The organism is Paenibacillus vini (genome assembly GCF_018403325.1).
In the GTDB taxonomy this organism is placed as follows: Bacteria; Bacillota; Bacilli; order Paenibacillales; family Paenibacillaceae; genus Fontibacillus; species Fontibacillus vini.
In genome coordinates, this window is record NZ_BOSL01000005.1 from 171,328 (window position 1) to 185,403 (window position 14,076).

11 protein-coding genes are annotated in these 14,076 nt (G+C 46.1%); 10 read left to right on the forward strand and 1 reads right to left on the reverse strand.

The annotated features are described in order from the left end of the window. Positions 1 to 83: 83 nt before the first annotated feature. The 4 genes from KJS57_RS09915 (at position 84) to KJS57_RS09930 (ending at position 4,735) form a co-directional block, all read left to right on the forward strand. Positions 84 to 1,862: a glycoside hydrolase family 5 protein gene (locus KJS57_RS09915; RefSeq protein WP_213654646.1), complete on the forward strand. Its 1,779-nt coding sequence runs from the start codon at positions 84 to 86 to the stop codon at positions 1,860 to 1,862. A gap of 218 nt (positions 1,863 to 2,080) precedes the next feature. Next, the gene (locus KJS57_RS09920; RefSeq protein WP_213654647.1) at positions 2,081 to 2,914 is read left to right on the forward strand and encodes a nucleotidyltransferase domain-containing protein; all 834 of its coding nucleotides are present in this window, start codon (positions 2,081 to 2,083) and stop codon (positions 2,912 to 2,914) included. A gap of 243 nt (positions 2,915 to 3,157) precedes the next feature. Beyond that, positions 3,158 to 4,147 carry a tRNA dihydrouridine synthase gene (locus tag KJS57_RS09925; protein WP_213654648.1) on the forward strand — a complete coding sequence of 330 codons (990 nt, stop codon included), beginning with the start codon at positions 3,158 to 3,160 and terminating at the stop codon, positions 4,145 to 4,147. An 18-nt stretch (positions 4,148 to 4,165) separates the two neighbouring features. Continuing rightward, positions 4,166 to 4,735 carry an SF0329 family protein gene (locus KJS57_RS09930; RefSeq protein WP_213654649.1) on the forward strand — a complete coding sequence of 190 codons (570 nt, stop codon included), beginning with the start codon at positions 4,166 to 4,168 and terminating at the stop codon, positions 4,733 to 4,735. A 25-nt stretch (positions 4,736 to 4,760) separates the two neighbouring features. On the opposite strand, the gene KJS57_RS09935 is transcribed toward KJS57_RS09930, so the two are convergent. Continuing rightward, positions 4,761 to 4,919, reverse strand: coding sequence for a hypothetical protein (locus KJS57_RS09935; protein ID WP_211022906.1), 159 nt, complete (start codon positions 4,917 to 4,919; stop codon positions 4,761 to 4,763). Between the two features lie 783 nt (positions 4,920 to 5,702). Here KJS57_RS09935 and KJS57_RS09945 point away from each other — a divergent pair. The 6 genes from KJS57_RS09945 (at position 5,703) to KJS57_RS26615 (ending at position 14,059) form a co-directional block, all read left to right on the forward strand. Continuing rightward, a complete protein-coding gene (locus KJS57_RS09945) occupies positions 5,703 to 7,421 on the forward strand; it encodes a VirD4-like conjugal transfer protein, CD1115 family (RefSeq protein WP_213654651.1) in 1,719 nt (572 codons plus the stop codon). A gap of 61 nt (positions 7,422 to 7,482) precedes the next feature. Beyond that, positions 7,483 to 7,701 carry a hypothetical protein gene (locus tag KJS57_RS09950; RefSeq protein ID WP_213654652.1) on the forward strand — a complete coding sequence of 73 codons (219 nt, stop codon included), beginning with the start codon at positions 7,483 to 7,485 and terminating at the stop codon, positions 7,699 to 7,701. 78 nt (positions 7,702 to 7,779) lie between these two features. After that, positions 7,780 to 8,622 (forward strand): VirB6/TrbL-like conjugal transfer protein, CD1112 family, encoded by an 843-nt coding sequence (locus KJS57_RS09955; protein WP_213654653.1) that lies wholly within the window; start codon positions 7,780 to 7,782, stop codon positions 8,620 to 8,622. Positions 8,623 to 8,638: 16 nt separating this feature from the next. Then, the gene (locus tag KJS57_RS09960) at positions 8,639 to 9,250 is read left to right on the forward strand and encodes a PrgI family protein (protein WP_213654654.1); all 612 of its coding nucleotides are present in this window, start codon (positions 8,639 to 8,641) and stop codon (positions 9,248 to 9,250) included. After that, positions 9,195 to 11,543, forward strand: a complete 2,349-nt coding sequence (locus KJS57_RS09965) for a VirB4-like conjugal transfer ATPase, CD1110 family (RefSeq protein ID WP_244861470.1) — start codon at positions 9,195 to 9,197, stop codon at positions 11,541 to 11,543. The genes KJS57_RS09960 and KJS57_RS09965 overlap by 56 nt, the downstream gene beginning before the upstream one ends. Positions 11,544 to 11,581: 38 nt before the next feature. Next, positions 11,582 to 14,059, forward strand: coding sequence for a C40 family peptidase (locus KJS57_RS26615; RefSeq protein ID WP_213654655.1), 2,478 nt, complete (start codon positions 11,582 to 11,584; stop codon positions 14,057 to 14,059). The last annotated feature ends 17 nt before the right edge of the window (positions 14,060 to 14,076 follow it).

Consider the following 14,076-nt stretch of genomic DNA (forward strand, 5'->3'; position numbering starts at 1 on the left):
GGAATAACGATCAAGATTTCAGAGCTGGAGGTCATAAATACACTTGTGCGTATTAACACTACAAGAAAAAGGAGAATACAACTATGAAACAGCGAAAAATAAAATTTGAGTTATTTATTCTAATGTTTGTCTTTATGGCAATAATGGGATGTTCGAAGTCAACATCCAGTGATAATGTAGTGAGTCCGCCAGCAGAGAAAGAGATTACGGCACTTGAAGTAGCTAATCTGATGGGGAACGGAATTAACCTGGGAAATACGATGGAAGCGTACGGTCATGTATCGCTGGGAGTGGATGCAGAGACATCTGCCTATGAAACTTTGTGGGGGCAGCCGGTAACTACGAAAGAAATGTTGACCGCCATGAAGGAAGCAGGCTTTGATTCTGTCAGAATTCCGGTAGCTTGGACAAATGCGATTGATTATGAAAGCGGAAACTATACCATCAAAAAAGCATACATGGATCGTGTAGAAGAAATCGTGAATTATGCCCTCGATGCAGATATGTATGTTGTCATCAACGAACACTGGGATGGCGGCTGGTGGGGAATGTTCGGTTCAGCTACTAGCGAGACGCGTGAGAAAGCAATGGAATTATATGTATCCATGTGGACCCAAATTGCAGAAAGGTTCCAAGACTATTCTGATAAGCTTATTTTTGAATCAGGGAATGAGGAACTTGGCAGCCGGTTGAATGATGTTGATGTGAGTAAGGACTCAGGAGCTCTTACTGAAGACGAAAGTTATGAGACAACTAATAAGATAAATCAGACCTTCGTAGATACAATTCGAGGCAGCGGAGGTAACAACTCAGAACGCTTCTTATTGATTGCCGGTTATAATACAAACATCATGGCAACCCTGGATGATCGCTTTCAGATGCCGAAAGACAGTATCGCTAATAGGTTGTTAATATCCGTACATTATTATGATCCCTGGTCTTATGCCGGTTCGGAAGATTTAGCAAGCTGGGGAAGTGAATCGGAATATAAGGCGCAGAATGATGTCCTTGCTAAGATGACTAAGTTCACGGATCAGGGATTCGGTGTCATCATTGGTGAATATGGTGCTCTTCCTGCCAAGGATGGTACCATTAAAGAGAATACAGTAGATTACACTAAGAATATTCTTGATAACTCCGATCTCTACGGATATGTTCCTATGCTTTGGGACACCAGCAGCTTCTTTGTAAGACAGGATCTTAAAATCAACGACGAGGGTCTTGCAAAGCTCTTTAAGGATAGAAGTTTGTCAGCCCAGTCTTCTCTGTCCGATGAAGAGATCAAAGAGAATGCCCGGAAATCATTAGAATTAGGTATTGCAAAAGGCAAGGAGTATGATACAAGTTATGTTGGGCCTACATTAAATGGAGATGAGAAAGCTGTTGCCTGGATTATGTACAACAGTAATGATAGTAACGTTTCCTATAGTGCGGGAGATACTTATGATCCATCATCCAAAACAGATGGTGTTGTGGCCTCCGATGTCGAGATCAATGGAGCCGGAACTTATACCATCAGCCTTGATTTTACGGGAACGACTGAAGGATTTGCTAACAGTGTGCTATTCTCAGCGATTGGTATCACTAACGGCGAACTTTTATTCCCGGGATATATTGTCACAATTAAGGATGTTACGATCAATGGCGATCCATATAAAATGACAGGAGTTCCATATACAACAACAGATGATAAAAAAACTACCCGCGTAAACCTCCATAATCCTTGGGTGGGCTCCATCCCTGTGGAAGCTCGTCTGCCAGAAGGAGATTTATCCAGTGCATCAGCTACTGTTTTGGATAACCAAACCCTTGGAGAGGTTGAGACAATCTCAGTCACCTTTGAGTACGGTCCTGCAAAATAAACGGATGGCCACGCGAATATAATCTGAGGGATCTCTGTTCAACAATCCTATACGGATTCTAAACTCGTATCTGGCATAAGAGCCTTGTAGACCTTTCTACATGGCTCTTACTCTGTGTACCTGTTGAACTTAGTTGAATTCTTCTCGGTAGCGGAGAAAAGCCTTGTTATATTTTTCTGTATCTTCTTTTAAAATCGCTTATTTGTGGAGGGATTCTCTTGGAAAACATACTGCAGAACATGAACCAAAGGTTTATTTCAATCATGAGAGAACAAGAAGGTGTGCTCGGGGCATGGAATTTTGGATCGGCCTTGCATGGCACGACAGACAAATTTTCAGATATTGATATTGTATTCCTGATTGATCAACAGCACTTTGATCGAATTGATGATAGTGTAACCGAATGGCTCGAATCGGTCAGTGATCGGGTTATTGTGTGTTGGCCGGAAGGCTTTAATAGTAAAGCGATTAAAAACTACGGATATATTGTTGAGCTGGAGGGGCGGCTGTTTCAATACGATCTGTTTCTGATCAATCAAGGTCATGCTGATGATTTCATTTGCAAGATTCACTATACGGATCTGAAAACGACAAATATTATCTTTGAGATCGGAGATGCCGTAAAGCAGATAATTCAACATGCGCCAAAAGGAGAATGTTGGAACGCGGATATCGAACATCTCATTCATACCTATTGGTTCCATATACATATGTCGGCAAAGTACCTTTTGCGTGAAGACTTTTTCAAGCTGAATGGGGTGTTGCGGACGTTAATGGATACACACACCTCATTATTGCTGGCTGCTTACGACAAAATTCCATGGGGAGGCTCGGCAAACAAGCTTCACTTTTTGGATGAGGAAAAGAAGAATCACCTGAAAAAGTACGGTTGTGTAGATGATTTCAGCTTGGTCAGAGTTAACATGCTGCAATCGATAGGGTGGTTTGAAGCAGATGTTGAGGATATCGGTAAACCAAATGAAATAAACTTAAACAAGGGCTTGGCACAAACGGTAAAAAGAAACTGGGTTTTACAAACGGAGAAGGTATAAGCAAAGAAGGTATAGCAATGAGACTCCGTATTAAATTCAACATTTACCTAGTCATATCAATCAAAATTAAGCCGACTTTTGCTCTGTGAAAGTTGAGATATTTACTGAGAGCGGACGCGCTTCAAGAAGAACAGTAAAGAGGGGGCATCCCCACTTTTTGATTATATTGCTTGAGTATGCTTCTCTCGGGTTATGATATACTTATTTAATGTCTATCCTGATTTAAATAGAGAGGTTTATAATATGACAAATAATTTCTGGCGTGATTTGCCACGACCATTTTTTATATTGGCGCCTATGGAAGATGTGACGGATGTTGTTTTTCGCCATGTTGTAAGTGAGGCGGCCAGACCGGATGTGTTTTTTACGGAGTTTGCAAATACGGAGAGCTATTGCCACCCGGAGGGCAATCATAGTGTGCGCGGGCGGTTGACTTTTACAGAAGATGAACAGCCCATGGTAGCGCATATCTGGGGAGACAAGCCGGAATACTTCCGCCAAATGAGCATCGGTATGGCGAAAGAAGGCTTCCAAGGTATCGATATTAATATGGGGTGCCCTGTAGCGAATGTAGCGGAGAACGGGAAGGGGAGCGGCCTGATCTGCCGTCCCGAAACCGCAGCAGAGATTATCCAGGCTGCCAAAGCCGGAGGATTACCCGTTAGTGTAAAAACAAGGCTCGGTTTTAGTGACATTGATGAATGGCGCGGCTGGCTGACCCATATTTTGAAGCAAGACATTGTTAATTTGTCCATTCACCTGCGGACCAGAGATGAAATGAGCAAAGTGCCTGCTCACTGGGACCTGATTCCGGAGATTAAAAAGCTGCGCGATGAGGTAGCGCCGGATACTCTTTTGACGATTAACGGGGATATCCCTGACCGTCAGACCGGTCTTAAACTCGCCGAGCAATACGGTGTGGATGGGATCATGATCGGGCGCGGTATTTTTCATAATCCGTTTGCTTTTGAGAAGGAGCCGAAGGAGCATAGCAGTGAGGAACTGCTTGATTTGCTGCGTCTGCATCTGGATCTCCATGATCAATATTCAGAACTGCAACCACGTTCGTTCAGACCTCTGCAACGCTTCTTCAAAATATACGTCCGCGGATTTCGAGGGGCAAGTGAGTTAAGAAATACGTTAATGAACACCAAGTCTACAAGTGAAGTGCGTGCGTTGCTGGATGAGTTTGCAAGTAAGGAGCAGGATGGACCGGAGGAACACGGGGAATAAGCAACTGAGGGGGATATCATGTCCTGGAGTAAATTGAAGCAGCAGTTGGAGGGCTTTCTCAGTCCTGCGTTAAATGGAAGGGTAGAATACCGCGCGCCAGGGTACCGTTATCTGCCTGATAAATCGGGGATTTGCTATATTTTGGTGGATAAAAAGAATGTACTCCAGATGAGTGATAAAACGAATTCTATCCGCTGGTATCAAACCGAGCTGGAAATTAAGAATGATCCGGATATCCAAGTTCCGGTCAGCAGTGACGAAATTGAAGCCGTCAGACAAGGCACCAAGGGGCCAGTGCCGGAGGATCGTTTAATAGTGATGGCCAGAAGCAGAAAAAGCACGGAGCATGCAAAAGAGCTTTTGTCCGCACAGGCTTCATTAAGTAAATCCAATTTTATCGTGGTGGCTAATAAGTTTTTGACGACCCCTATCGAGGAAAGTCTGGAAAGCAACGATATTCTAATGAATGTTCTAGCCTTGGTGGACAAAAGAGTTGGTAAGAAGCGGATCATAAACATGTCCGAGAAGATAAAGTTGAAGCATCCGATTGTGCAGTATTTTTATGAATTGCGGCGGAATACGTTGTGAGGGTGGATCCCCATGGTTGGGGAGCTTAAAGATGCCGAATCCAACTAATAATTCTCACAAAAAACATAAGAATCCCTTCGAGAATCCGAAACCAAAAGGGGCGGCGAGTTTCTTCGTCCGCTCCTTTTTGTTGATTCAATTTCCCTTCAATAACTGTCAACTTAGGTCTGTTATTTGCCCCCATGAATTTGCCCCCCATTGTAAACGTTAATTGACAATTTGCAGGCTTTATTTCCCGCTGTTTCGAAGATTCTGGCGTTCTTCAAGGCCTTGATCCCGGCTGTGGATTGTTTCAACGGAGAGATCGTGGGGATCTTTAAGAACGACAACATGCGCAAAGAGCTCTACATCCAAGCTTTGGGAACGTCTGTAAAGCAAGAAATGCTCGCGGAATGATTTTTTACAGCGGCACAGGGCGTTGCTATGACAACGCAAGGATGGAAAGCTTTTTTGCCACGCTAAAGAAAGAAAAACTGTACCAAATCAACACGGAGTGCTATCCGATGGTCTATACGAAATCGATCATCTTCAGATACATCATGGTTTACTACAACAGACAGCGGGTCTACACCTTACTGGACGCCTCATCCAGACAATTATACTCCTTCGTCCTCCGATAACAATTATATCAAGTTTTTCGGGGTAGAGATTATCCAGCATCGTCATAGTAATCGATTATCATCCTTACCTCTTATAACGGATAGGAGCGGCGAGTTCGAGTTTTTAAGGGTTGAAGAATGCAGGGTCTTTAGTCATGCGTCTAAATGCCCTGTAAGCAACGCGGAAAGAAAAAATATAAATAGTTATCTCATTTTCCTTTATTATCCATTACAGGGAGGGCTTAGGACCTATTTTACTCCTAATAAAGTCCTTTTTTAGTATTAATCTAGAAGTTTAGGGATTGCAATACAAATAGCCGAATGATAGAGTGTGGGAAAATACTCCAATTATCGGTTGGGGAGGGGACATGAAAACTTCCAATAAAGCGGCTGTGATTTTCTACTCGATGTTTTCGTTGTTAGCCTTTTATATATTCAATAAAGCGGCACAGGGGATTGAAGGCGTGCAAGGAAGCGGGTTGGCGATGCTCAATTCGGCTTTGGACGAGGTCATGATATCGATCAAGGATCATCCTCTCAAACTGGGATTCAGCAAGGCAAGTCTGTTGGCGGGTTTATGCGGAGCGATCCTGATTTGGCTGGCTTTTTTGTATAACGTTATCGGTTCAAAGAAATATATGCGCGGTATGGAGCACGGTTCCGCGGCGTGGGGGACGTCCAGAGACATCAGGCCGTTTATACATAAGGATGAAGACCAGAATATTATTTTGTCGGCCACGGAAAAACTCAGCATGCACAAAGGCGACAAGTTCGAATATGACCGAAACAAGAACGTGATGGTGATTGGCGGTAGCGGATCGGGTAAAACGTTCTCCCATATTAAGCCCAATTTAATGCAGCTTCACAGCTCTTACGTCATTACGGACCCGAAGGGAACGCTGTTGCCCGAAACGGGCCATTTATTTGCGGAGAATGGTTACGAAGTTAGGGTCTTCAACACGATTAACTTTAATAAGTCAATGCGTTACAATCCTCTGGCCTACATTCGCGATGAAAAAGATATTTTAAAACTGGTCAATGTCTTGATGGAAAATACCAAGGGCGAAGGAAAGCAGAGCGGAGAGGATTTTTGGGTCAAAGCCGAAAAATTGTGGTACAGCGCGGCGATCGGCTACCTGTTCTATGAAGCGCCTCCCCAGGAAAGAAATATTCCGGCCTTGGTGGATCTGCTGGAAATGAGCGGGGCCAGTGAGTTTGACGAGAATTATCGAAGCCCGATGGATCTGATGTTCGAACAATTGGAGCAGACAAAGCCGAATAGCTTCCCGGTGCGGCAGTATAAGAAATTCAAGCAGGCGGCCGGAAAGACGATGAAGTCCATTCTGATCTCCTGCGGCGCGCGGCTCGCCCCGTTCGATATTGAACAATTAAGGGAAATTATGAGCAGCGACGAACTGAAGCTGGATGAAATCGGAGACCGCAAAACCGCCTTTTTTGTCATCATGAGCGATACGGACAATACCTACAGCTTTGTCGTAGCCATGATGTTCTACCAGTTGTTCAACATTTTGTGCGATAAAGCGGACGATCAGTACGGCGGACGCCTGCCGATCCATGTCCGGTGCATGCTGGATGAGTTTGCGAATATCGGCAAAATCCCCAATTTCGAGAGACTCATTTCCACGATCCGTAGCAGGGAAATATCAGCTACGCTTATTTTGCAGTCCCAGTCCCAATTGAATTCCATTTATAAAGAGGACGCCGACACGATCATGGATTGCTGCGATACGCTGGTATTCCTGGGTGGAAAGTCCGCCAAAACAACGAAGAACATCTCCGAAATGATCGGAAAGACGACGATAGACAATCAAAATGTGAATGTTACGAAGGGTCAGAACGGCAGCTATAGCCTGAACAATCAGGTGCTGGGCAGGGATTTGATCGATGCCTCGGAAATCGCACGGCTGCGGAGGGATGAATGCATCGTATTAATCTCCGGGTTGCCGCCGTTTCGAAGCTTGAAATACGATACCCGTAAACATAAGCGATTCCATTATCTCACGGACAGCGGGAAGAGGAAGAGTTATGAAGTGATTGGACGCGAGTCTTTGACGGCAAGGGTTTGAGCGCTGAAACCAGCGTTTGATATAACATTCCAAACAAAACTATGGAAAAGGAGCAGTCGGAATGGATCTTTTAAATCAGGTTTTATCTTTGGTTACCAAATTCGCAATTATTGGCGGAGGCTTATGGCTGGTATGGGGCGTCGTCGTCCTGGCCGGCGGGTTGAAGGATAAGAATGGTCCCGCCCTGCAATCCGGAATTTGGCAAATCGTGGGCGGAGGGCTCATTATCGCAGCAGCAGCCTTATTTGCTTCGGTAACCAGCGGCGGAGGGACTCCGTAACTAACGTAACTTGTCCGAGGCGGCTGCAGGTTGCATGCCGCCTTTTTTTCATGACAGAAGAGAAGGAGGACCCCCCTATTGAAAGACGCCATCTTGGAGGTGCTGAAGTGGATCAACGATTTACTGCTGGGCATGGCCTCCGATAATAGCAAGCTGACAGGTACAATGCATGACTTTATGCCCACGCTTTATAAATACTGCGTTGATGTTATGGATAATGTGGTCAAGCCGGTTGCTTATACGGTACTCGCTCTATTCTTTGTTCTTGAGTTATACAAGGCAAGTACCCGGACAGATGGCATTGGAGGAGGCGCTAATCAACTCGGCGCCGAGATTGTCTTCCGCGTTTTGTTTAGAATGGTGCTCTGTAAACTGGCGGTGGACAGTGTTTCGCTGATTATGAATGCCATCTATGATGTAACAACCCATCTTACTAATGGAATAGCCGGCCAGGTGGGGGACGGTAAGGTTTCCGGCGGGTTGGACACCACGGCCCTTGAACCGCTGATAGCAGATCTGGGGTTTTGGAAACAACTGGTTACGCTGATCATCTGCATGATTATTTTCTTAGTTGTGCTCGCGGCAGTCACGATCGCTTACATTATTATTTTTGCCCGGTTTATTGAGTTATTCGTTTATTTTGCCATTTCACCGATCCCAATTGCTACTTTGCCAAATGAAGAAATGTCCCAGATCGGCAAGAACTTTTTAAAATCATTTGCAGCCGTCTGCCTGCAGGGCACATTGATTTTTCTTGTGTTATCGTTCCTGCCTAGCGTCTTCACCAGCTTAACGGAAAAGTCCTCAGACGCAATGAATTTATGGGGCAGCTTGATGGGAGTATTGGGCTACTCGCTCGTGTTAATCATGGCCGTCATGTCTACCGGAAGATGGGCCAAGGCGATCTCGAACGCCATGTAAGATAGGAGGGTCAAGGTTGGCGATTGAAGTCAGAATACCCAAGGAAATTACGGAGTATAAAGAAAAAATACTGTTCGGTCTATCCATCAGGCAGTTAATTTGCTTTAGTTTGGCTATCGTCTTGTCCATCGGTTCTTATCTTCTGTTAACAAAAGTATTCTATCTATCCATGGACGCGGCAAGCTATGTCATCATCATCGAATCCATTCCCCTGATGGCGATCGGCTTCGTAAGGAAGAACGGATTTCCATTCGAGAAATATTTCGCTCTGTTTTTAAGACACAAGACGGGAAGAAACAAGCTGCTTTATCGACCCGAACTTCTGATTGACCAAATCCCGGATCCCAATAAGGCATCGGAAAGGACATCGAAATATGCTTGGATTTTTGAAAAAGAAGAAGGCGCCGGAAGCGGCGGACCAAAACCAAACCGAAAAGAACAAAAACGAAGCCGCGTCGTCAGAGAGTCCGAAGTCTTTACGGTTACAAAGGCAGGCCGCAAAGCAAAGAGCAAAGCAGCAATCCGAAAAATTAAGAAAGCTAGACAGGACTACCGAGCAGCAAAACGCCGAATTGCGAAAGAGACTAAAAAAGGAAGCGGCCCCGAAATCGGCACAACAGCAAGTTAAATATAAGCGGATGTTTGAGGACGGCATTTGCGAAATTATCGAAGGCTTTTACAGCAAGACGTTTAAATTTTCGGATATCAATTACCAGACTGCAAAACGCGAAGAACAGGTCGACATTTTCAGCCGTTATTGCGAAGCGCTGAATTATTGTGATCCTTCCGTCATGCTGCAGATTACAATTCTTAATCGGCGCATCGATCGGGAGTCGTTCCAGCAGAACATGTTTTCCCCTCTCGTTCATGACGCGCTCGATCCCTATCGCAGGGAAATGAACGGGATGCTGGCCGAAAAAGCGTTGGAGGGGCAGAACAGCATTTTGCGCGAAAAGTATTTGACCTTTTCCACCTATGCGACGACGTATCATGCCGCCATTCCGATTTTGGCAAGACTGGAAACCGACTTGGTCGGACATTTCAAAGCGCTGGGATGCGACACGCACACCTTATCGGGCCTGGAAAGATTGGAACTTCTGCATAATCAGTTCAGACCGGATGAGCGTTTCTCCTTTACTTATGATCATCTTGTGGAGAGCAGTCTGACCACAAAGGATGCCATTGCTCCGGACAGCTTCAATTTTTCAGAAAAGGATACATTCGAATTCGGCCATCATACAGGTCAGGTTCTTTATTTGAAGGATTTGCCCCCGGATCTGTCGGATAAATTAATTTCCGAATTATCGGATCTTCCGATCGATATGACAATTACTCTGCACATCAAGAGTGTAGAGCAGGATAAGGCGTTTGCTCTGGTCAAACAAAAAATCAGCTTCATGGAACAACAGAAAATCGATGAGCAAAAAAAGGCACTCAAAGCAGGCTACGATGTGGATATGATTCCCTATGAGTTAAGGTACAGCTTGAATGAAGCCGAGGAATTGCTTGACGATTTGCAGAACAAGAACCAGCGGATGTTCAAGGTGACATTAACCGTGTATACCTTTTCCGACGATATCGAAGCGTTGAATGATAATATTTACCAAATAATGGCTACGGCCCGGAAAAATAACTGTAAAATGGCGAGATTGGAGTACCTGCAGCGGGAGGCCATGAACAGCGTCATGCCGGTCGGCAGAAATCATGTGGAAATCGAGCGGACGCTGACCACCGCAAGCACCGCGATCTTCGTTCCGTTTACGACGCAAGAGCTGTTCCAAAACGGGGGAATGTACTATGGCCTCAATGCGATGTCCCGGAACCTGATCTTTTTCGATCGCAAAACGCTTAAAGCTCCAAACGGCGTAATTCTCGGTACACCGGGAAGCGGTAAATCATTTGCGGCCAAACGGGAAATGGTGAACGTCCTGCTCAATGATCCGAACTCCGAAGTGCTCATCATCGATCCCGAGCGAGAATATACTTCACTTGCGCAAGGTTTTGACGGAGAAATCATCCATATTTCCGCGGGCAGCAAAGCGCATATTAATCCCCTCGATATAACCATGGATTATGCCGATGAAGACGATCCGATCTTGCTTAAGGCCGAGTTCGTCTTATCCTTATGCGAATTGCTGGTTGGCGGCAAACAGGGACTGTCAGCCGCGCAGAAAACCGTGATCGACCGGGCCTGCAAACTTACCTATCAACCTCACTTCTTGAATCCTGCCAAAAACCCGGTGCCTACGTTGAAAGATTTCTACCATGTCTTATTGATGCAGCCCGAACAGGAAGCACAAAGCCTTGCGCTTTCGTTGGAACTGTATATTAACGGGACATTGTCCGTGTTCTCGCATCCAACTAATGTCGACACCCAGAAGCGTCTGGTCGTTTACGATATTCGGGACCTCGGCAAACAGCTCAGAACGATGGGAATGCTGATCGTTTTGGACCAGATCTGGAACCGGATTACCCAAAACCGTGCGATCGGGAAAAGAACCTGGATTTACATCGACGAATTTCAACTGCTCCTGGTCAATGAATATTGCGCGAACTATTTCTTTGAGCTCTGGTCCAGAGCCAGAAAATGGGGGGCGATTCCGACCGGCATTACCCAGAACGTGGAGACGCTGCTCCTTTCCGATCTGGCGCGCCGGATGCTGTCCAACAGCGACTTTATCATGATGCTGAACCAGGCAACCTCCGACCGGATGGAGCTCGCCGGGTTGCTGAATATCAGCAATAAGCAGTTGTCCTATGTGACTAACAGCGAAGCGGGACATGGGTTGCTGTTTGCGGGCAAGAGCATTATTCCGTTTATCGATAAGTTCCCGCGGGATACCCAGTTGTATCGGATGATGACCACGAAGATCGAGGAAGTAACGGAAGTGATCGAGCCCAAGGAACAAGTGGAAGTTTGATTTAATCGCAAGACGAATGCCCGGAGGGGGGGACGTTTATGAATAAGGCCTATAAGTCTGTGGACACCAGTCAGACCATTCATGAGGATAAAACCGGAATTCATAAGAAATCCGTTCGCACCTCTTTGGATCATTCCGTGAAGGGCAGTTTAATCAAAAAACCCGACTACTCGGACGGTCGCAAAAGCTTTAAAAACTATTCCTCATCACTCGAGCAAAATTTGCATAAGCCCTTCCATCAAAAGGCAACGCGTTACCGTACTGCCAAGAGCGAGGGGCCTTCAAGCAGCGAACAGAGCGGTGAACACAAAACTTCGGGGAAGACGCCGTCTCGATCTCGCGGAGAAATCGGCGGGGCGTCGGGAGCCGCCATGGTTGCCGGGGTGGCACACACTTTAGTAAATCCCGATAAAAGCGGGATTCACAGCACGTTTGTGAACGATACTTTCGGCAACACTGTAGCTCAAAAAATGGTGAATACGCTGACTTCCGAAATTCATAGCCGTCAAATTGCCGGGACGGCTGAGTCGAGAGGCCTGATCCAGTCGGCCGGGAGAACATTGGCCAAGGAAATAGGTTCTGCGGTGGAAGGCGAAGACAGCGGGAGCGTAGGCGGTAAAACCCGGAGGCTCGCCTCAAGATACGGATACAGAGCCGGTAAATACTCGGTTAAATCCGTAAAAACTGCTGCCCAAGGTACTTACCGGTTTGCCCGGTATTCCGGGAAATTGGCCAAGGAGGTACGAGGCGGAAACCTGTCCGGCAAAGAAGCTGCACTTTTAGGTTTGAAGCGCGGAAACAGCGCCGTTTCTTCCGGTATCGTGTCGAGCGCTAAAGTCATCAAGCAGCAGACCATTCGGGCAGTGGTGGAATTTGAAGGCTCGGACGACCTGGGTCTTCAAGCGGTAACTAGGACTAGAGATGCCATCTTAACGACAAAACGTTCCATCACTACAGTCGGAAGAACGGTAAAGGCAACAAAAAGGGGGATTCAGGGCTCGGTCAAAATGGCGCAAAAGGCTGCGATCAAAGTCCAGCAAGCCGCAAGGTATATCGGAGCCGTCGCCAAGAAGGCGATAGCGAGTCCTGTCTTTGTAAAGGCTGTTGGAATCATCGTCGTCGTCATCCTGGTGGCGGCCTTGGTGATGAGCGTGTCTTCGGCCATTACCTCCATCATTCCGACGATTTCGCTAAAGAGCGAAGATAAAGAACTGACCAAGACATACAAGTATGTTACCGAACTGGATGCCGAGTTGACGAAAAAAATACAGGATATTCCTAAGGAAAATAATCATATCGATCAGTTCCATTACTATGCGAACGGCTATGAAGTCGATCCGGCAAGTCTTACGATTGAAACCGATGCCGATTTGATCTTGGTATATTTTGATACGAAATATGATGACTATGCCTTCGATAAACTGATTTACGGTATTTTTGGCGGCACGAATGTGAAATCCGAGGTGGAGGAACTTCACAAAAAGCTTTATCAGTTTTCCACAAAAGAATGGAAGGAAGAAATTACGCATACGACCACGACGACGGATGAAGACGGCAATACCCATACGGAAACTTGGACGGAAACGATCCGACATATGGATGTTAATGTTCAAATGAAGAGCTTTCAGACCTATTTGACCGAAAATAAGGATACCCTCCTTACGAAAGACGAGCAAGAACGGATGGAGGCTTTACAAACCGTTGGCATTTATACCGTAATGAAAGAGCTGGGCAACCCATTCATTGATCAGCCTTGGGGAATTTCGTCCCGTTTTGGCTGGAGGGTCCACCCGATCTCCGGGAAGCTCGCCGAGCATAACGGAATCGACATTCCGATGCCTGGCGGAACGCCAATCAATAGTGTAATGTACGGCGAGGTGACCAAGGTCGCTTTTGATGCGGGCGGATTCGGAAATCATGCGGTTGTTACATGGGGAGAACGGGAAGTATTATATGCCCATATGAGCAGCGTCGCCGTGAAACAGGGGGACACCGTTGCGAAAGGCGCGGTGATCGGGTACGTAGGAAGCACGGGTAGCAGTACGGGAAATCATCTCCATATGGAATACAAGAAAAAGGACTATCTGCTGAATCCTCAATTCTATTTGGACGGGGCATCCGCCGGAGCCGCCATGAATGGGGAAGGTTATTCCGATCTTATCGCTTATGCGGAACAATATTTAGGATTGCCTTATCTGTTCGGTGGATCTGCACCGCCCCGATTCGATTGCTCGGGGTTCATATGCTGGGTTTACACCCATTCCGGTACCCGGAATTTGCCGAGGACGACCGCGCAAGGGATATATAACCAGACGGTCAAGATCAGTGAAAGCGAGGCGCAGCCGGGAGATTTGGTGTTTTTTCATCACACTTATGATAGTCCGAATCCAATCACTCACGTAGGAATTTATGTCGGTAATGGACAAATGCTGCATGCAGGCGATCCCATTCAATATACCTCCTTCCATACAGCTTACTGGCAGAAATTTAATCCGGTGTTCGGCAGATTGAAGTAAAATTTAGGAGGTCCAAA

Excerpts from the sequence above, each read along its gene's own strand:
- KJS57_RS09915 (WP_213654646.1), top strand. The coding sequence starts at position 84 with ATGAAACAGCGAAAAATAAAATTTGAGTTATTTATTCTAATGTTTGTC.
- KJS57_RS09925 (WP_213654648.1), top strand. The coding sequence starts at position 3,158 with ATGACAAATAATTTCTGGCGTGATTTGCCACGACCATTTTTTATATTG.
- KJS57_RS09930 (WP_213654649.1), top strand. The coding sequence starts at position 4,166 with ATGTCCTGGAGTAAATTGAAGCAGCAGTTGGAGGGCTTTCTCAGTCCT.
- KJS57_RS09935 (WP_211022906.1), bottom strand. The coding sequence starts at position 4,919 with ATGGGGGCAAATAACAGACCTAAGTTGACAGTTATTGAAGGGAAATTG.
- KJS57_RS09945 (WP_213654651.1), top strand. The coding sequence starts at position 5,703 with ATGAAAACTTCCAATAAAGCGGCTGTGATTTTCTACTCGATGTTTTCG.
- KJS57_RS09950 (WP_213654652.1), top strand. The coding sequence starts at position 7,483 with ATGGATCTTTTAAATCAGGTTTTATCTTTGGTTACCAAATTCGCAATT.
- KJS57_RS26615 (WP_213654655.1), top strand. The coding sequence starts at position 11,582 with ATGAATAAGGCCTATAAGTCTGTGGACACCAGTCAGACCATTCATGAG.